This window comes from Phycicoccus jejuensis (genome assembly GCF_044797865.1).
GTDB lineage: Bacteria > Actinomycetota > Actinomycetes > Actinomycetales > Dermatophilaceae > Phycicoccus > Phycicoccus jejuensis.
On record NZ_CP085209.1, the window covers coordinates 311,606 to 330,043 of the forward strand.

Below are 18,438 nucleotides of genomic sequence, written 5' to 3' on the forward strand. Positions count from 1 at the left end.
GTCGTTCGTTCGGCCGGACTCCCGGGACGTCGGGGGGAGCCGGACTGCGAGCGGCAGCGGTTGGCGACGGCGCGCGGGCACCGTGGGAGAAACCTTCGCCCACGGTGACCACCATCCGCCGGTCGCCGCCCATCGGAACGGACTCCGACGTGAACGACCACGCCCCCGGCCGCGACCCCGGCCTCCCCGCGCGCGACCCCCGCGACCCCGGGGGCGCGCGCTCCGGTGACGGTGGGCCCGGTGGCCGCGGCCCGATGCGCGACCTGCTCGCCAGCGCGCTCGTCGGCATCGAGGCGCGGCGCCGGGTCGACCCCTCGCACGTGGGCCGGGTGCGCGTCACCTCGGCGACCGGCGGCGGCCCGCTCGTCGTCCACGACGACGGGGTCGGCTTCACGCCGCAGGAGGTGCGCTGGCTGAGCGCCGCGCCCGCCACGGCCGAGCACGGCCAGGTCCGCGAGGGCCTGCGCCGGTACGAGACCTCGCTCCTCACGGCCTTCGGCGTCGCCGACGTCGTCGAGCTCGTGACCCGCTCGGCGCTGGTCCCGATGGCCCCGACGATGCGCTGGGTCGGCCTGTCCGACGGCACCGTCCTCGTCACCCTCGCCGACGAGCCACTCGAGCGGCCCGGCACCCAGATCCGCCTGCACCCGCGTCGCGCCACCCGCACCTGGTGCACCCCCGAGACCGTCCTCGAGCAGGTGCTCGACATCATCGACCAGCTGCCGGTCGCGGTCGAGGTCGACGGCGTCCTCGTCTCCGGCGGCACGACTCTGTGGGAGCGCCCCGCCGCTCAGCAGGCCGAGTGGTGCCGCCAGCGCCTGGGCGTCGACCCGCTCGCGGTGCTGCCGCTGCGCACGACGGTCTCGGGCGTGCGCGCCGTCGCCGCCGTCCTGCCGGTCGAGACCGGGCCCGACCACCACGAGGGCCACCGCCGCTACGTCGGCGGGATGCTCGCCGAGGAGGGCCCGTCCGCCCTCGTCCCGGACTGGCTGACCTTCTGCACGGTGCTCGTCGACGACCGGCGCGACGCCCTGACCGACCCCGCGCACGACGACGCCGCCGTCGCGGAGCGCGTCGGGCGCGCGGTCCTCGCGCAGCTCATCCTTCTGGGAGCGGCCGACCTCGCGCTGTACCGGCAGGTCATCGACCTCCACGGCAGCGCCCTGGCCCGGCACGCCCTCGAGCACCGCGACCTGCTCGACCTCGTTCGTTCGACGGTGCCGCTGCCGACGACGCTCGGCCCCCGCACCCTCGACGAGCTCGCCGGCCTCGGCGAGGTGCTCTACACCGACGACCCCGCCGTGCTCGCCGCCGTCACCGCCGCGGCGACCCGGGACGGCCTCGCCGTCGTCGACGCGACCCGGCCCCACCTGGCCACGCTCCTCGACGGGCTGGCCGCGGCGCGGGTCACCGGACCGGCCGTCGTGCGGGTCCGGCCGACCGTCGCGGACGTGCACGGCGCCGCGTCCTGACCCCCGGCGCGGGCGAGCCCGAGGAAGGCCGCTCAGCGCCGCTGGGAGCCCCGGTTGCGTGTGGGGAGTCGTGGACACCCTCGAAAATCGGTGAGAACCGGCGCCACGGGCCTCCCAGCGGGTCATCTGTCGGCCCCGAGCGGTAGGATGGGCGGCAACAGCGCGCCCGTGGGTGACCAGCCCGTGGGCGCGCGCCATGAGCACCGGTCGGGCGTGCACGCCCCCCGGAGCCAGCCGACGAAGGAGCCCCGTGGCCGACCAGCCCGACACCCCCGACGTGCCCGCCGAGGACCCCGTGGTCCCGCAGCAGGAGGAGCAGGCCACCCCGGTCGCCGGCCCCGCCTACGACGCCTCCGCGATCACCGTGCTCGAGGGGCTCGAGGCCGTCCGCAAGCGCCCGGGCATGTACATCGGCTCCACCGGCGAGCGCGGCCTGCACCACCTCGTCTGGGAGATCGTCGACAACGCGGTCGACGAGGCCCTCGCCGGCTACGCCGACACCATCGACGTCATCCTCATGGAGGACGGCGCGGTCCGGGTCAAGGACAACGGCCGCGGCATCCCCACCGACATGCACCCGACCGAGGGCGTGAGCGCGGTCGAGCTCGTCCTCACCCAGCTGCACGCGGGCGGCAAGTTCGGCGGCGGCGGGTACAAGGTCTCCGGCGGCCTGCACGGCGTCGGCTCCTCGGTCGTCAACGCGCTCTCCACGCGCCTCGACGTCTGCGTGCGCCAGAAGGGCCACGCGCACCGGATGTCCTTCGACCACGGCGTGCCCACCGGCCCCCTCCAGCAGATGGAGGAGACCGACCGCACCGGCACGACCATCACGTTCTGGGCGAGCCCCGAGATCTTCGAGACGACCGAGTACGACTGGGAGACGATCCGCTCGCGCTTCCAGCAGTACGCGTTCCTCAACAAGGGCCTGACGATCAACCTCGTCGACGAGCGCGTCACCGAGGCCGCGGGCGAGGGCGAGCCCGACCTCGACGGCGTCGACTCCGACATCACGGTCGTCGAGGACAGCGAGGACGCCGGCGCCGACGGCACCGCCCGCACGACGACCGCCCGCTCGGTCTCCTACCGCTACGACAACGGCCTCGTCGACTACGTCGACCACCTCGTCGCCTCCAAGCGCAGCGAGCCGGTGCACGCCGACGTCATCGCGATCGAGGTCGAGGACGAGGCGCGCAGCCTCTCCCTCGAGCTCGCGATGCAGTGGACGACCGCCTACTCCGAGTCGGTCCACACCTACGCCAACACCATCAACACCCACGAGGGCGGCACCCACGAGGAGGGCTTCCGTGCGGCGCTGACCAAGCTCGTCAACGACTTCGCGCGCAAGCAGAACCAGCTCAAGGAGAAGGACGACAACCTCACCGGTGACGACGTCCGCGAGGGCCTGACCGCCGTCATCAGCGTCAAGCTCGGCGAGCCGCAGTTCGAGGGCCAGACCAAGACCAAGCTCGGCAACTCCGAGGTCAAGGGCTTCGTCCAGCGCGCGATGACCGAGGAGTTCGGCGACTGGCTCGAGCGCCACCCGAACGAGGGCAAGGAGATCGTCCGCAAGGCGATCCAGGCGGCGACGGCCCGGATGGCCGCGCGCAAGGCCCGCGAGGCCACCCGCAAGCGGGTGCTGGAGTCCGGCGGCCTGCCCGGCAAGCTGCGCGACTGCCAGGCCAAGGACCCGGCCGTCTCCGAGGTGTTCATCGTCGAGGGCGACTCCGCCGGCGGCTCGGCGGTGCGCGGGCGCAACCCGCACACCCAGGCGATCCTCCCGATCCGCGGCAAGATCCTCAACGTCGAGCGCGCGCGCCTCGACAAGGCCCTCGCCAACCAGGAGGTGCAGGCGCTCATCTCGGCGTTCGGCACCGGCATCGGCGAGGACTTCGACATCGAGAAGGCGCGGTACCACAAGATCGTCCTGATGGCCGACGCCGACGTCGACGGCATGCACATCCGGACCCTGCTGCTCACGCTGCTCTTCCGGTTCATGAAGCCGCTCATCGAGGCCGGGTACGTCTACCTCGCGCAGCCGCCGCTCTACCGCCTCAAGTGGAGCAACGCGGCGCACGAGTTCGCCTTCACCGACCGCGAGCGCGACGCGCTCATCGCCGAGGGCCAGTCCAAGGGCCGCCGCCTGCCGAAGGACAACCCGGTGCAGCGCTACAAGGGTCTCGGCGAGATGGACTACCAGGAGCTGTGGGAGACCACGATGGACCCCGACCAGCGGGTGCTCCTCCAGGTGACGCTCGACGACGCCGCCGCGGCCGACGAGATCTTCTCGATCCTCATGGGCGAGGACGTCGAGAGCCGGCGCTCGTTCATCCAGCGCAACGCGCGCGACGTGCGCTTCCTGGACATCTGACGCCGCGCGTCACCCACGACCTCCCCTGACGACCCGCTAGGCAAGGACCTCCATGACCGACCAGCCCGTCGAGACCGACCGCACGGAGCCGATCGACCTCAACACCGAGATGCAGCGCTCGTACATCGAGTACGCGATGTCGGTGATCGTCTCGCGCGCGCTGCCCGACGTGCGCGACGGCCTCAAGCCGGTGCACCGCCGCGTGCTCTACGCGATGTACGACGGCGGCTACCGCCCCGACCGCGGCTTCAACAAGTGCAGTCGCGTCGTCGGCGACGTCATGGGCCAGTACCACCCGCACGGCGACAGCGCGATCTACGACGCCCTCGTCCGGCTCGTCCAGGACTGGTCGCTGCGCTACCCGCTCGTCCAGGGCCAGGGCAACTTCGGCTCCCCCGGTGACGACCCGGCCGCCGCGCCGCGGTACACCGAGTGCCGGATGGCGCCGCTGTCGATGGAGATGGTCCGCGACATCGAGCAGGAGACCGTCGACTTCAAGCCGAACTACGACGGCAAGACGCTCGAGCCGGAGGTCCTGCCCTCCCGCTTCCCGAACCTGCTCGTCAACGGCAGCGCCGGCATCGCGGTCGGCATGGCCACCCAGATCCCGCCGCACAACCTGCGCGAGGTCGCCGCGGCCGCCGAGTGGATGCTCCGCCACCCCGACGCCAGCCGCGAGGAGGCGCTCGAGGCGGTCATGAAGGCCGTCCCGGGGCCGGACTTCCCGACCGGGGCGCTCATCATGGGCCACCGCGGCATCGACGACGCGTACCGCACGGGCCGCGGCTCGATCATCATGCGGGCGGTCGTCGAGGTCGAGGAGATCCACAACCGGCAGTGCCTCGTCGTCACCGAGCTGCCCTACCAGGTCAACCCGGACAGCCTCGCGCAGAAGATCGCCGAGCACGTCAAGGACGGCCGGCTCGCGGGCATCGCCGACATCCGCGACGAGACCTCGGGCCGCACCGGCCAGCGCCTCGTCATCGTGCTCAAGCGCGACGCGGTGGCCAAGGTCGTGCTCAACAACCTCTACAAGCACACCCAGCTGCAGACGACGTTCGGCGCGAACATGCTCGCCCTCGTCGACGGCGTGCCGCGCACGCTGCCGATCGACGCGTTCATCCGGTACTGGTGCGAGCACCAGATCGACGTCATCCAGCGGCGCACGGCCTACCGGTTGCGCAAGGCCGAGGAGGAGATCCACATCCTCCGCGGCTACCTCAAGGCGCTCGACATGCTCGACGAGGTCATCGCGCTCATCCGCCGCAGCCCGACCGTCGAGGAGGCGCGCAACGGCCTCATCGAGCTCCTCGAGATCGACGAGATCCAGGCGCGGGCCATCCTCGACCTGCAGCTGCGGCGCCTCGCGGCCCTCGAGCGGCAGAAGATCATCGACGACCACGACAAGCTGCAGGCGCAGATCGAGGACTACAAGGACATCCTCGCGACGCCCGGCCGCCAGCGCGACATCGTCTCCGACGAGCTGCGCGCCATCGTCGACAAGTTCGGCGACGACCGCCGCACGACGATCATGCCGACCGACGGCGACATGTCGATGGAGGACCTCATCCCCGAGGAGGACGTGGTCGTCACCATCACCCGCGGCGGCTACGCCAAGCGCACCCGGGTCGACGCGTACCGCTCGCAGCGGCGCGGCGGCAAGGGCGTCCGCGGGGCGGCCCTGCGCGGCGAGGACATGGTCGACCACTTCTTCACGACGACCTCGCACCACTGGCTGCTGTTCTTCACCAACCTCGGGCGGGTCTACCGCGCCAAGGCGTACGAGCTGCCGGACGCCGGCCGGGACGGCAAGGGCCAGCACGTCGCCAACCTCATGGCCTTCCAGCCGGGCGAGGAGATCGCCCAGGTGCTGGCCATCCGCTCCTACGAGGACGCGCCGTACCTGCTCCTCGCGACGCGGGCCGGCCTGGTCAAGAAGACCCGCCTCTCGGAGTACGACAGCCCGCGGGCCGGGGGCCTCATCGCCGTCAACCTGCGCGACGGCGACGAGCTCGTCGGCGTCGGGCTGGTCGAGGCCGAGGACGACCTCATGCTCGTCTCGCGCAAGGGGCAGTCGGTGCGCTTCCACGCCGACGACGCCACGCTGCGCCCGATGGGCCGCGCGACCTCCGGTGTCACCGGCATGAAGTTCCGCGACGGCGACGAGCTGCTCTCGATGTCGGTCGTCGCCGACGGCGAGGACCCGGACGTCTTCGTCGTCTTCGAGTCGGGCCTGGCCAAGCGGTCCAAGGCGTCGGAGTGGAACGTCAAGGGGCGCGCCATCCTCGGTGTCGCGGTCGCGAAGCTGTCCGAGAAGGGCGGCGACCTCGTCGGGGCGCTGACCGTCGACGAGGGCGACGAGGTGCTCGTCGTCTTCGAGAAGGGCAACATCGTTCGCTCGCGGGTCGACGAGGTGCGCCTGACCGGCCGCAACACGATGGGCGTGCAGTTCGCCAAGCCGGGCCGGAACGACGCGATCGTCGCCGTCACGCGCAACCCCGAGAAGGAGGTCGAGGAGGCCGTCGAGGCCGCCGAGGAGGCCGCCGGTGACGCCCCGGGTGACGAGGGGGTCACGACTGTCGAGACCCCGGGTGGCGAGGTCGCAGCCCCGGCGGAGGATGCCGTACCGTCGGACCCGACGTCGACCGACGACTCGTCGGGCGACGACGCAGACCGAGGAGGCCGTGAGTGAGCACCGCAGACAGCGCCGGGCGTCCCGCCCGTCCGTCGGGTGCCGCGCGCCCGGCCCGCCAGGAGGCTGCCACCATGCAGCGTGACGCCACCCGTCCGGTCCCGACCGGTCGCGAGGCCGTGCCCGCCGCCGGTCGCGAGGCCGCGGCCTCCGGGTCCACGGCCGCTGCGGCGACGAAGCCGGCTCCCCGGCCCGCGTCGTCGCGCCGGGTCAAGCTGACCGTCTCGCGCATCGACCCGTGGTCGGCGATGAAGATGTCGTTCCTGCTGTCGGTGGCGCTGGGCATCGCCCTCGTCGTCGCGACGGTGGTCCTGTGGACCGTCCTCGACGCGATGGGCGTCTTCGACAAGGTCAACGGCGTCATCGGCTCGGTGATCCAGGACGGCGGCACGCGCTTCGACATCCTCGACTTCGTCGGCTTCACCCGCGTGGTGTCGCTGTCGATCGTCATCGCGGTCGTCGACGTCATCCTCATCACCGCGATCGCCACGCTCGGGGCGTTCCTCTACAACCTCTCCTCCGCCCTCGTCGGCGGCGTGCACCTCACCCTCACCGACGACTGAGGTGCAGGTCGGAGCCGCCCCGACCCCCGTTTTGGGGAGCGGGGCGGGCATCGGGTAATCTCGTGCACCGCGCCTCCTGAGAGGTGCGACGCCGGTCGGTGACGGGCCTATAGCTCAGACGGTTAGAGCGCTTCCCTGATAAGGAAGAGGCCACAGGTTCAAGTCCTGTTAGGCCCACCACCCGACCTCCCCGGCTCCCAGGTGGTGTTCCGTGAAGAAGCTCCTCGTCCTCCTCGCCTCTGCGGCAGGTGCGTTCGCCCTGAGCAAGCAGATCAAGGACAAGCAGGCCGAGAACCGGCTCTGGGCCGAGGCCACGGACACCCCGCAGAGCTGACGCTCACCCCGCCGCCCACGCGCGGCACCCGGGGGCCATGGCGCAATTGGTAGCGCACCTGCTTTGCAAGCAGGGGGTTAGGGGTTCGAGTCCCCTTGGCTCCACCGCAGGTCAGAGGCCCTTTTCGCTGGTCGAGGAGGGCCTCCGGCGAAGCCCGTACCTCAGCAAAGTACTGCAGTGTGCGTGAACCAATCGCTTGGATTGGATGGCACGGCGCGGCACCCCTCGGCTGGCCCGGTAGCGTGCTGACTGTCGGCAGGCGCAGCGATACACGAGGAGGAGGCAAGTGGCGAGTCTTCGAGACGACGTCGTGGCCGAGTTCGACCGTGTCGAGACCGACCTGCTGTACACGGAGAAAGCCCATTTCTGTGCAGCCGAGCACTTCAAGCTAACGCATTTCGTGTTGGGCGGGTCGGCCGCCGTGGCTTCCGCGATCACTGCAGCAGCCATATGGGACAAGCGGACCACCCTGTCCGCAGTTCTAACGCTGGTCGCGGCGATGGCGGCTGCGCTGCTGACGTTCGTCAAGCCGCTAAGCGTGGCGGCACTGCACGTTGCTTGCGGCAGGAAGTTGGCTGACCTGCGGTTTCGGGTGCGTCAGTCAAAGATCCTTGACGGCCACCCGGACTCCGGCGTTTCCGACACCACCCTGCGGCAACTTGTTGCGGCCTTCACCGAGGAGAAGCACCAGGCGCTAGACGATGCCCCCACCACTGGACCGCTTTCGTTCTGGCGCGCGCAGCGGAAGATCGACGCTGGCCACTTCACCTATCCAGTGGATGAGGCCTAGTTCCGCCGGACCTGGCGCAGGACACCCGTCGCGCGGATTCGGTAGTTCGCCATCTGAATGCTTACCTCATAGCGATCAGCAAGGTCATCGGCAGTAGCGCCACGTCGGAGCTGCGAGACGAGAAGCGGTCGCGGGAGGAGTAGGCAGCCGGCGAGCCAGTTGGCCTCCTGTTCCTCGTCTGGGTCGCACCCAAAGAACGTCAGGCCGCCCACTGTGTGGACGTCCTTGACTGAATGCTTAAGCAGCAGGTGTGACAACTCGTGGGCGATGTCGCTGCTGCGTCGCCCTTGGCTCGACAGCGGGTTCCACACGATTACACGACGATCCCCGATCTCGAAGGTGCACGCAGAGAACGCACCGGGCTGTCGCTGGTCGATCTCGGCAAGACGGGACACATCTATGAGGTCGCCAGCCGACCGAAGTTCTGCTCCCAACGTGCCGGCCAATAGGTCGAGAGGGAGCTGGGCATCGGAAGCGAGGCCCAGGTCGGCACGAACGCGCTCACTGAGGCGCTCTGCCTCAGCTTTGAAGCCTCGTCGCACGCCTAGCGGGCTTCCTCGCTCAGGACAGTGTGCATGTCTGTGAGGGCCCCGGCTAGAAGGGTGCCGACCTCTGGAAGGAATGTCTGGCTGGATCGCAGGTGGACCGAGAAGGCCGGCTTGGGCGCCGCCAAGTTCGCATACAGGTCTTGGATCACGGACATGATCTTGGTGGCGGCATCTGGGTCCAGACGGCTGTCTGTATATAGGTGTTTGGCGATGAGCTCAGGTGTCGACGGCGATTCCTCGTCGGTGGCGAACAGGCTTTGCCCCGGAGCATCGAGCCACTTGGCGATGCGTTCGTAGTTCTTCAACTCAGGTAAGTGCCCGCGCTCGACGCGCGAAAGAGTGTTGAAGCTGACTCCGATCTCGTCGGCAAGATCACGGAGCGACATGCGCCGGCGTCGTCGTTCCGTACGCAACGACTCCCCAAGTCCAGCCAAGGACTGGTGGTCCGTCATTCTCGACCCTTCATGTGGACGGACCGGACGGCGCTCGCCGCCTCGGTCGATGTCGCTCATTCGCATGTTATCCGTACGCATGCAGGATGCTGTCCTGCCACGCGGCGTCCAGGCGGTCTGGTCCGTCCCCGTACCAAAGCCCAGTCGCTAACCATAGTTCGTAGAAGGCCAGCCATTCGCATGCCCAAGGTAGGAAAGTCTCGGAGAGCAGCATGGTTGGTCGCCACTGCGCTCGTCCGCTGAGGCAGAGGTGGCCAGTGTTATACACGTGGGGTAGCCGACCCTCCCCATTCGGCTTCAGAGCAGGTGATAGCACGCTCACTGAGGGCGTACGACCCCGAGGCATTTCGATGCGCAGTTCGTACCGCGCACTCTCCTCAGTTGGCTGTACGACACCGGTCCAGACGAGCTCGCCCGGCTGAAGAATTACGCGGCCGTGGGGCATCAGCCGCCGCAGGGAAAGGGCCTGCAGCGCCAGGTTTGGTTCACCGCCGCGGCCCACCCTCGAAGCCATGGCTCCTCACCCTTCGCGTCGTCGTGGGAACGGGCGCGCTCACCAGGGCGCCGCCAGTGGCTACATGCAGCTGCCGGCTTGTCCTCGCGTCGTACAGGTTCTTCCCGTAACCGAAACTAGCCGCCTTTGCGAAGCGCGTGCCAAATGCCGCATCCAGCCGCGGCACCGTGGAGTCGAGACCCGCCTTGTCGCCGAACCCGTTGAAGTCGGTTACCGCCGCCTCGAGCCACTCGAAGAACCACTCCGCGCGCTGGGGATGCGCGGCCCAAGCATCCGCGAAGTTCTCATCGCCCCGGACTGGGTTGGAGACCCACCATGTGCCCCCGCGGTTCTCGACAAGTGAGCCCATCCGCGAAGTCACAGTTCGGAGCACGTCGTACAACGCGTCCCCTCCCTCGTACGCCCGGGCCGCAAGCGTAGTGAGGATGATCGACGCCGGCCGCTCGTCCAGTCGTCCGTTGAAGTAGATGTCCCTGTGACGTTTGAGCGCCTGCACGGTCTGCTGGAGTGTGGTCTTGACTTGCCAGCCGGGCACGTCGTCAACCTGCAGCTTCTTGGAGAGCTTTACGCGCTCCTCGAGGAACGCCCGATGCATCTGGTTCTCGAACCACGTGGAGTAGCCGGTTGGGTCCGAGGGAAGCCACTGCCGGACGTCCTTGTCGGTGATCCAGATGCCCGACTGCCACGGCTCACGGTTAGGGACGGCCGGCAGTAGGTCCAGGTGCATGCCCCGCCAGGTGAGCGTCCAACAGCGGTGACATTCGCTTACAGAAGGTCCTCCACTTCCCCACGAGTCCGCGTACCGATGGACTGCGACGCCAGCATCACGCTTCAGTTCCGTCTGGCTCAACGTGGAACGGTCGACATCGCGGATCGCGACGGCATCAAGGTCTATGTCGTCGTCGCTAGAGATGTTGCGCACCACGGTGCCCAGCAGGAACGAGCCCTGAGGCGTGATGACGTTGTGTCCGCGCGTGTCTTCCCAGTGGTCGTCGAGGACAGCCCCTAGGGCTTCATACCGAGCGACGGCTTGGTCACGTTCCGCCTCGGTGATGTCGAGTGACCGGACACCGTCCGACAGGAGGGAGTCAAGGGACCAGAGCTCACCGGTAACTAGTTGAGTAGGCACGATACGAATGTACCATGCGTCGTACAAACGTGTGTGATGCGCCACTAAGAGCCAGCGAGTTCGCCCCCAAGCCGCTTGAGGGCATCTCGAGTGGAGGTTGAAGAAACTTGCGAATAGATCTCCATGGTGAGCGCGATCCGGTTGTGCCGGAGGACGGCCATCGCGACCCGCGGGTGCACATCGATGGCCACAAGCAGGCTGGCGCAAGTCCGCCGCGTGGAGTGAATGGGGACGACGGGCACGCCGGCCTTCGCGGCCCTGAGTTTGAAGTCCCGGTGGAAGTTGCGCGGGTCGACCGGATCGCCGAGCCGAGTGGTGAAGACCAAGCCGCAGTCGCCCCACATGTCGCCGGCGCGAGCCGTCGTCTGGTTTCCTCCACCCGATGGCGCTCGAGTGCCCGCACCGCGATCTGCGGCAGCGGCAGGGGCGCATCCGAGGACGGCGTCTTCGTGTGGCGCCGCTGAAGTGAGTGCTCGACTCGCTGGACCTGCCACGCGATCAGCGCCTCGCCCTTCTCGAGGTCGACGTCCTCCCACGCGAGCCCGAGCAGCTCCCCGCGCCGCAGCCCGAGCGTGAGCAGCAGGACGTACCCGGCGTACATCGGATCGTGGTCCGTGCGCGCCGACTCGAGGAACCGCCGAGCCTCGTCGACGGTCCACACCGCCTGCTTCTTCGGCCGGGGCATGGGCACCCGCACCAGCGCGGCCACGTTGCGGAACACCAGCTCCTCGCGCATCGCCTGGGTCAGCGCACCCCGGAGGACCCTCCACGCCTGGTGGACCGTCCAGTCCGACGCGACGTCGTGGCAGCAGCTCCCGAGAGCGCAGCACTGCGGCTCGGGGCGCGCGGCATCCTTGCCCTGGAAGCAGCACTGGCATCGTTTGCGCAGCCCGTTGACCCAGGTCTGCACGTCCCGAACCATCAGCTTGTCGAGCTTGCGGTCGCCGAGGTCCGGGATGATGTACAGCCGCGAGAACATCTCGTAGTTCGAGGTGGTGGCCGGTGACAGGGTCGGTCGCACCGTCTCCTCAAGCCACCGTTCGAGGAAGTCGCGCAGGCGCGGGGAGACCGGCACCATCGGTCCCCGCCGCGCCTGCTCGTGGAGCCGAAGCCACTTGTCGTGGACCTCCGGCCGGGTCTTCCCGTAGACGGTCTTGCGCTGCCGACGGCCCTTCGGAGTCACGATCCACACGTGCGCCGCGAAGCCGTTCCGGTACGGGTAGATCGACCCCTCGCCGTTCGCGCGCCGGCTCACGGCCAGTCCGCCTCCGCCTCGGCCGCGCGCATCTCGACGTACTCGTCGACCCACGCGGGCAGGATGCGGCGCGACCCGCCGTCCTTGAGCGAGCGCAGGTCGCCGGTGATGCACATCCGCACCTTCGTCGGGCCGTAGCCGAGCATCTCGGCGACCTCCGGAACCGTGTACCACCGCCGCTGGATCGGGCCGATCGGCGCCTTCCGCCGGTATTGCGATCCACCGCTGTTTCGTGCCGTCGTTGACATGTCCATTCCCTTCGTCAGGGACCGACCTCCAGTAGGCCACGTCCCGCTTGGACTCAACAGGTCTCCACCGCCCCTGTGGATAACCCACCTGACGACTCGACCTGCTACCCCCAGAAGCACCGGCACCCCCCGCTCCCGGCCACCTTGCGACGAGCAACTTCACGCAACTTCGCGCCGCCCCGTCGACCGACAACCCCAGATCGAGAACACACCTGGTGCACTTCGTGTCCCCCCCGCGGCCGGGAAGCGCCTGCGAGAACGCATCAGGAGGTGTGATGACCTTGCACAAGCTCGCCGCCGGCAGCGGGTACACCTACCTGACGCAGCAGGTCGCTGCCCACGACGCCACCGAGAGGGGCCAGCTCGGGCTGGTCGCCTACTACGAGGAGAAGGGCGAGTCACCGGGCCGCTGGATGGGCAGCGGCCTCGCCGGCCTCGACCTTGCCGACGGAGACGTCGTCACCGAGGAGCAGATGAAGCTCCTCTTCGGCCAGGGCTGGCACCCGCGCTCCAATGAACCGGATGCCGACGCCCGCCGCTGGGGTGCGCTCGGCCGACCCTTCCCCACCTTCGGGGCCACCACCCTTCGCCAGGAGATCGCCACCGCCTTCAGCGCGCACAACACCTCGCGAGGACGCCCGTGGAACGCCCCAATCGCGACCGACCGAGGATCGAGCCCAGATCCGGACCGAGGTCATCGCTCGCGCATTCGCCCGGACGCATGGCCGCGCCCGGGGCGACGACGCAGAGCTAACGGGCTTCGTCGCGGCCGCATCAAAGTCGGCTCAGACCCCGGTCGCCGGCTACGACCTGACCTTCAGCCCGGTGAAGTCGGTGTCTGCACTGTGGGCGCTCGCCGCGCCTGAGGTGTCCCGGGAGGTCGAGGCCGCGCACGAGGCGGCGGTCCGGGCGACCATCGGTCTCCTCGAGCGAGAGGTCGCCTTCACCCGCGTCGGCAAGGGCGGCGTCCGGCAAGTGCCGGTGGCCGGCCTGGTGGCGGCGGCGTTCGACCACCGCGACTCGCGTGCCGGCGACCCCGACCTGCACACCCACGTCGTGATCTCCAACAAGGTGCAGACCCTTCCGAATGAAGGAGGCAAGTGGCTCACCCTCGACGGCCGGATGATCTTCAAAGCGAAGGTCATGGACTCCGAGCACTACAAAACCCGGCTCGAGGCCGAGCTCACCGAGCGGCTGGGAGTCCGGTTCACCGAACGTCCCTCCCCGCAGGGACGCCGCCCCGTGCGCGAGATCGAGGGCATCGACGCACGGCTCCTTGAGGAGTGGTCCTCCCGTCGTGGCGACATCACGAGCCGGCAGCGTCAGCTCGCGGCCTCCTTCCAGGCTGACCACGGCCGTGCGCCCACCCGGATAGAGTCCCTCGCCCTTGCCCAGCAGGCCAACCTCGAGACGCGCCCCGACAAGCACGAGCCGCGCAGCCTGCGTGAGCAGCGCGAGCAGTGGCGCGCCCAGGCGGACGTCGTCCTGGCCACCGGCGACCGCGCTGGTCCCACGACCGTCACCAACATGGCCGCGACCGTGCTCGGTCGTGACGGGGACACAACCCTTGTCTGGGGGAGGGACGAAACCGAGGACGAACTCGCGAGGCGTGTGGTCGACGTCCTGGAGTCGTCCCGGTCGACCTGGCAGGTGTGGCACGTCCAGGCCGAGGCGCTCCGCCAGGCCAGGTACGCCGGCATCTCCTTGACCTCCCTCGACGAAACGGTCGGGGACGTCGTTGAGCGGGTAACCCAAGGATTGTCCCTACCTGTGGATGCCGCCCCCGACCTCGGCGAGCCCGAGTGGCTACTTCGCGCGGACGGCACGTCGCTCTACACCGTCCACGGGAGTCGCACGTACACCTCGGCCGCGATCCTCGACGCCGAGCGACGCCTCCTCGAGGCCGCGGAACGAACTGACGGGCACGTCATCCCGGAGATGCTCGTCGACCTCACCGTCCGTCGGGACGCCGCGGATGGAGTGGTACTCGACGCCGGTCAGGCCGACCTGGTCAAGGCTCTCGCCACGAGAGGGGCTCGCATCCAGGTGGCCCTGGCACCTGCCGGGAGCGGTAAGACCACTGCGATGACCAGCCTCGCCACAGCCTGGCGCAGTGGGGGCGGGCACGTCATCGGGTTTGCGCCCACTGCGGTCGCGGCAGACGAAATCGGCCAGGCGATCGACATGCGCGCAGAGACCATCGCTAAGTTCCTCCACAGCGCCATGGCCGCCGCAAGCGACGCCCGGGTTGCGGCCTTCCCGCCCATCGGGCCGCGCACTCTTGTCGTCATCGACGAGGCGGGGATGGTGGGGACCAAGGACCTCGCGGCGGTGGTCGATCGTGTTCTCCAGCGAGGGGGCAGCGTCCGCCTGGTCGGGGACGACCAGCAGCTGACTGCTGTCGCCGCGAGTGGTGTCTTCCGCGACCTGGCCGAACTGGGCGCTGCGCTGGGGACGACCGTCCGCCTCACCGAGCTCCACCGGTTCTCCAACGCGGAGGGGGCGGCCTCGACACTCGGCATCCGGAGTGGCGACCCCGCGGCTCTTGAGCACTACTTCTCGCAGGGTCGTGTCCACGTCGGGGTAGCTGGCGCCGCCGTCGACCAGGCATTCAACGCCTGGAGAGCTGACCTTGCCGCCGGCAAATCGAGCTTGCTCCTGGCGGCCAGCCGCGACACGGTCCGCGGCCTGAACGAATTGGCCCGCGATGACCGGCTGGCCTCGCAGTCGGGGCGTTCGGGTCGGGAGGCCGCGCTTGCCGACGGCGCTCGAGCCAGTGCTGGGGACATAGTCATGACGCGGCACAACGACCGTTCACTTCGCGGCCGTGACGGGTCGTGGGTGAAGAACGGGGACCGCTGGGTTGTTCGAAGCGTCGACCGCAACGGCGACTTCCACGTTGCACGGGCGGGTCATCATGCTCGCCGGCTCGGCGCGGGGCTCAGGTTGCCGGCCGACTACGTCGGGCACCACGTACAGCTCGGGTACGCCAGCACCATCCACGGCGCCCAGGGCGCCACCGTAGACACGGCTCACGCCGTGATCGCCGGCACCGAGAGTCGACAAGGTCTAAACGTCGCGCTCTCCAGGGGACGGCACGCGAACCACCTCTACCTGTCGGATGACGAGCCGGTCCCCGATGGATTCGCCCTCGACCTGCCCGCCGACCACGGTCCCCGCGAGGTGCTCACCCGGATCCTCGAACGAGACGACCGCGCGGAATCTGCGACGCGGGCGATGGCTACCGACCCGGCCCAAGAGCTCGCGCGGACCATCCGGCAGTACGAAGATGGCTTGCCCTTGCTCACCGAGCACCTCCTCGGTGACTCGAAGATCCGCGCTCTCGACGCGGCGCTCGAGCGTTGGATGCCCGGCCTGACCAACCAGCCGGGCTACGCCGGGCTCCGCGGCCAGATCGCGCTCCGATGGGTCGATGGCGAGTCCCCGAAGGAGGTTGTCGAGGAGGCAACCTGGTGGCAGAGCCAGGCCGATCTCCTCGCCTCCGAAGACCCTGCCACGGTTCTGGCTCGTGGCGTCACAAGGTGCGGCCCGGTACCAGTGGAGATCAGCCCCCGCGCATGGCTAACCGTGGTGCCTGAGGCACTACGTACCCACCCAGAGATTGGCCCGTACCTGGAGCGCATGATGGCTGCCATCGGTGACGGTGCTGTCGCTGCCGGGCACTACACGGCTGCGCCGGCGCCACCCGCGAGCAGACTCTCGCCAGCACAACCCCTCGGCTATCGGCAGTCAGCCCTTCCGGGCACCGGCAGAGAGGGACCCCGGGGGCCTGGCCGGTAGACATGCGGCCCGATCGAGAGGCACCCCCGTGAAGACACCCGAAACGACGCAGGCGACTCGATGCCCACATAGCAGTTGCTGGGGCTCATAGGGAGCCTCCTGGCCCGCAGGGCTCGCCTGCCTCGCCAAGTGGGGTTGACGTGCACCGAGGCCGATGGTTGCCGCTACGGTGTCAAGCGTGCCGCGGAACAACCGCGGGAGCAGGCGGCTCTTTGGGCCCATTGCATCTAGGAGTGGTTGGTGCGCGATATCGGGCGAATCCCTGTCACATCCTTGGCTCTCGACCCACAGAATCCTCGCCTGCCCGAGCGGATTCAGGGGGGGCGCCAAGAGGAACTCCTCGAATATCTCTTTGAGAACGACGTTCTAGATGAGCTGGCGGCGTCCTTCATCGCGAACGGCTATTTTGACAACGAACCGATCCTCGTTCTCCCCGAGGGAGATGACGGCAAGCGAATTGTCGTTGAGGGAAACCGACGTGTGTCAACGCTTCTCGTCTTAGCTCAGGCGGATGTTGCACTGGAATTGGACCTCGCCTTCGACCTGACGTCTGTGCCAACCCCGGACCAAGTCGAACGGCTTTCGACAGTCCCTGCCTATGAAGTGGAGAACCGTGAGGAACTGGGCGCCTATCTGGGATATCGGCACATCGGAGGCATCCGTCCTTGGCCTGCCGAGTCCAAAGCACGATGGATTCATCGGAGCGTCTTAGCCGCAGTTGACGCCGGGGCTGCAAACCCATTCTATGAGGTTGGAAGGACATTCGGTAGTAATGCCCGAGGGGTTAGGACTTCTTATCTGACCCTCGAGCTGCTACGCCGCGCACGCGTCGATTTTGGAATCGACACAACTTACGTGGAACGCAATAGGTTCAGCGTTTGGGGGATACTCGTATCAAACACCCGGATCCGCGAGTACATACACCTGCAAAGTGATCCGCGAGACTTTGCCGCCATACAGGATGCGTTGGAAGGCGTCCGCACAGATCGCGTGGGAGATGTGGTGCGCGATCTTACTCCTGACGGCAGCAGACCCGCGTTGCTCGCCGACTCCAGGATGGTGTCAAAGTACGCCGAAGTGCTTGTCAATGAACGTGCCCACGAGGTCCTACGCAGTTATGGCGATCTCACCTTGGCAACTGCGGTTCTCGAACAGGGGGCGCTCGCGGACAGGCTAAATTCACACGTGCGGGGGCTTCGTGAACTCCTTGTGGACGCTGGGCGTTTGCCTGTCGATACCACCGCGTTGAACGCAGCAACTGAACTGTCTGAACTCGCTAGATCAATTCGTGCCGTGGTCGCAGACCGGTTTGCCAGCGATGAGTAGGCCGCTGGAGCCTGACATCAATGCCTATGGGACCTATGGTCGTGTGGAGGCGTTGGCTGACTGGCTGGAAGTTGCCGCATTGGCTGGGCGACGCGTCACGCGGGCACAGTTAGAAGACATGATTTTCGACAACGGCTGGACCCGCCTATCGCCCCAGCAGTTCCTACTCCCGGACGGGATGGAAGAGGAGGCCACTCCCGAATCTTGGGTGGAGGCCGTCCATTCAACTCTTCAACGCCGTGAGCAGGTGCTCGGAGTCAAGTGGCCCTTTGAGATCGTCGGGTCCTGGCGCGTGAAGAAGCGTCCCGGGGCCAACACTGTGGTGCCCTACACTGCGATGCTGGCGCTTTCCGTCGCACATGCATGGAACGTGGCGACTACACATAAACCAGAGGTGCTGCTTGAGGCAACTATTGCTCGAGCCTTGTCAGGTTTCGGACTCGCGGTCGCTCCCGTTGGTACAGGGACTTCATTTTCAGGCGGGTTTCCCGAAGTAATGCGACAAGCTGCAGCCTCACTCGGAATCCGATGCGACCCAGACGCGGCTCCTCGCAAGAAGAGTGCCAAGGATGAAGGAGTTGACACTCTGGCGCTCCTCGGCTGGCCAAGCGATCCCCGCCTCGCGGGACAATGGGTGTTCGTCGGACAGGCCACAGTGGCAAGGAGCAACGAGTGGTACAAGAAGCTCATGGAGCCGCGCCGCGATCATTGGCGTAGCCGGCTGATTCAGCCGCTCGAGCCGCAACGCTTTCTTGTGGTGCCACATCAAGTTGCGTCTGAATATCTTACGCACCTGGTAGGCAATGACACTGGGGTCGTGATAGATCGTCTGCGGTTGGCACTTGTGTTGGATGATGTTACGGGAGAAGAGCGTTTGGTCCTTGACGAGATACTTGCCGCGGGCGTTAGCGATGGAAGGGCGGCCGCGTAGCGGGCCCGGGCTGGA

15 protein-coding genes, 2 tRNA genes and 1 pseudogene are annotated in these 18,438 nt (G+C 68.0%); 13 read left to right on the top strand and 5 right to left on the bottom strand.

Features of this window, described 5'->3' with window-relative positions:
• The first annotated feature begins 149 nt into the window (after positions 1–149).
• The 8 genes from LG324_RS01360 to LG324_RS01395 all read left to right on the top strand — a co-directional run bounded on the left by LG324_RS01360 (position 150) and on the right by LG324_RS01395 (position 8,219).
• Positions 150–1,472: a hypothetical protein gene (locus LG324_RS01360; RefSeq protein WP_404351112.1), complete on the top strand. Its 1,323-nt coding sequence runs from the start codon at positions 150–152 to the stop codon at positions 1,470–1,472.
• Between the two features lie 196 nt (positions 1,473–1,668).
• A complete protein-coding gene (gene gyrB / locus LG324_RS01365; RefSeq protein ID WP_404351114.1) occupies positions 1,669–3,840 on the top strand; it encodes a DNA topoisomerase (ATP-hydrolyzing) subunit B in 2,172 nt (723 codons plus the stop codon).
• 52 nt (positions 3,841–3,892) lie between these two features.
• Positions 3,893–6,532: a DNA gyrase subunit A gene (gyrA, locus tag LG324_RS01370; RefSeq protein WP_404351117.1), complete on the top strand. Its 2,640-nt coding sequence runs from the start codon at positions 3,893–3,895 to the stop codon at positions 6,530–6,532.
• Between the two features lie 74 nt (positions 6,533–6,606).
• Positions 6,607–7,095, top strand: a complete 489-nt coding sequence (locus LG324_RS01375; RefSeq protein WP_404351120.1) for a DUF3566 domain-containing protein — start codon at positions 6,607–6,609, stop codon at positions 7,093–7,095.
• 103 nt (positions 7,096–7,198) lie between these two features.
• Positions 7,199–7,275 (top strand) — tRNA-Ile (locus LG324_RS01380).
• Positions 7,276–7,306: 31 nt separating this feature from the next.
• Positions 7,307–7,429, top strand: coding sequence for a DLW-39 family protein (locus LG324_RS01385; RefSeq protein ID WP_211250970.1), 123 nt, complete (start codon positions 7,307–7,309; stop codon positions 7,427–7,429).
• Positions 7,430–7,460: 31 nt separating this feature from the next.
• Positions 7,461–7,533: transfer RNA gene (locus tag LG324_RS01390), tRNA-Ala, on the top strand.
• Between the two features lie 206 nt (positions 7,534–7,739).
• Positions 7,740–8,219, top strand: coding sequence for an SLATT domain-containing protein (locus tag LG324_RS01395; protein ID WP_404351124.1), 480 nt, complete (start codon positions 7,740–7,742; stop codon positions 8,217–8,219).
• Here the strand turns inward: LG324_RS01395 and LG324_RS01400 are convergent.
• From LG324_RS01400 to LG324_RS01420, 5 genes are all read right to left on the bottom strand, one after another.
• Positions 8,216–8,761: an ImmA/IrrE family metallo-endopeptidase gene (locus tag LG324_RS01400; RefSeq protein WP_404351128.1), complete on the bottom strand. Its 546-nt coding sequence runs from the start codon at positions 8,759–8,761 to the stop codon at positions 8,216–8,218. The two genes, LG324_RS01395 and LG324_RS01400, sit on opposite strands and share 4 nt — an antisense overlap.
• 2 nt (positions 8,762–8,763) lie before the next feature.
• The gene (locus LG324_RS01405) at positions 8,764–9,279 is read right to left on the bottom strand and encodes a helix-turn-helix domain-containing protein (protein WP_404351131.1); all 516 of its coding nucleotides are present in this window, start codon (positions 9,277–9,279) and stop codon (positions 8,764–8,766) included.
• Between the two features lie 425 nt (positions 9,280–9,704).
• On the bottom strand, positions 9,705–10,862 hold the full coding sequence (locus LG324_RS01410; RefSeq protein ID WP_404351134.1) for a nucleotidyltransferase: 1,158 nt from the start codon (positions 10,860–10,862) through the stop codon (positions 9,705–9,707).
• Positions 10,837–12,117 carry a site-specific integrase gene (locus tag LG324_RS01415; protein ID WP_404351137.1) on the bottom strand — a complete coding sequence of 427 codons (1,281 nt, stop codon included), beginning with the start codon at positions 12,115–12,117 and terminating at the stop codon, positions 10,837–10,839. Before LG324_RS01415 ends, LG324_RS01410 begins: the two co-directional genes overlap by 26 nt.
• Positions 12,114–12,263, bottom strand: coding sequence for a hypothetical protein (locus tag LG324_RS01420; RefSeq protein WP_404351140.1), 150 nt, complete (start codon positions 12,261–12,263; stop codon positions 12,114–12,116). Before LG324_RS01420 ends, LG324_RS01415 begins: the two co-directional genes overlap by 4 nt.
• A gap of 377 nt (positions 12,264–12,640) precedes the next feature.
• On the opposite strand from LG324_RS01420, the gene LG324_RS01425 reads away from it, so the two are divergent.
• The 5 genes and pseudogenes from LG324_RS01425 (at position 12,641) to LG324_RS01445 (ending at position 18,423) form a co-directional block, all read left to right on the top strand.
• A complete protein-coding gene (locus LG324_RS01425) occupies positions 12,641–13,231 on the top strand; it encodes a relaxase domain-containing protein (RefSeq protein WP_404351143.1) in 591 nt (196 codons plus the stop codon).
• A pseudogene (mobF, locus tag LG324_RS01430) lies at positions 13,149–13,784 on the top strand (MobF family relaxase); the annotation flags it as partial. The gene LG324_RS01425 and the pseudogene mobF, both read left to right, overlap by 83 nt.
• Positions 13,785–14,303: 519 nt before the next feature.
• On the top strand, positions 14,304–16,166 hold the full coding sequence (locus tag LG324_RS01435; RefSeq protein WP_404353171.1) for an ATP-dependent RecD-like DNA helicase: 1,863 nt from the start codon (positions 14,304–14,306) through the stop codon (positions 16,164–16,166).
• A 240-nt stretch (positions 16,167–16,406) separates the two neighbouring features.
• On the top strand, positions 16,407–17,492 hold the full coding sequence (locus tag LG324_RS01440) for a hypothetical protein (protein ID WP_404351146.1): 1,086 nt from the start codon (positions 16,407–16,409) through the stop codon (positions 17,490–17,492).
• Positions 17,485–18,423 (top strand): hypothetical protein, encoded by a 939-nt coding sequence (locus tag LG324_RS01445; RefSeq protein WP_404351149.1) that lies wholly within the window; start codon positions 17,485–17,487, stop codon positions 18,421–18,423. Before LG324_RS01440 ends, LG324_RS01445 begins: the two co-directional genes overlap by 8 nt.
• Positions 18,424–18,438: the final 15 nt, after the last annotated feature.

What these genes read in the sequence shown, in the direction of transcription:
- LG324_RS01435 (WP_404353171.1), top strand. Translation starts at nt 14,304, where the DNA reads ATGCTCGTCGACCTCACCGTCCGTCGGGACGCCGCGGATGGAGTGGTA.
- LG324_RS01420 (WP_404351140.1), bottom strand. Translation starts at nt 12,263, where the DNA reads ATGCTCGGCTACGGCCCGACGAAGGTGCGGATGTGCATCACCGGCGAC.
- LG324_RS01375 (WP_404351120.1), top strand. Translation starts at nt 6,607, where the DNA reads ATGCAGCGTGACGCCACCCGTCCGGTCCCGACCGGTCGCGAGGCCGTG.
- LG324_RS01425 (WP_404351143.1), top strand. Translation starts at nt 12,641, where the DNA reads ATGACCTTGCACAAGCTCGCCGCCGGCAGCGGGTACACCTACCTGACG.
- LG324_RS01405 (WP_404351131.1), bottom strand. Translation starts at nt 9,279, where the DNA reads ATGAGCGACATCGACCGAGGCGGCGAGCGCCGTCCGGTCCGTCCACAT.
- gyrA (WP_404351117.1), top strand. Translation starts at nt 3,893, where the DNA reads ATGACCGACCAGCCCGTCGAGACCGACCGCACGGAGCCGATCGACCTC.
- LG324_RS01445 (WP_404351149.1), top strand. Translation starts at nt 17,485, where the DNA reads ATGAGTAGGCCGCTGGAGCCTGACATCAATGCCTATGGGACCTATGGT.
- gyrB (WP_404351114.1), top strand. Translation starts at nt 1,669, where the DNA reads ATGAGCACCGGTCGGGCGTGCACGCCCCCCGGAGCCAGCCGACGAAGG.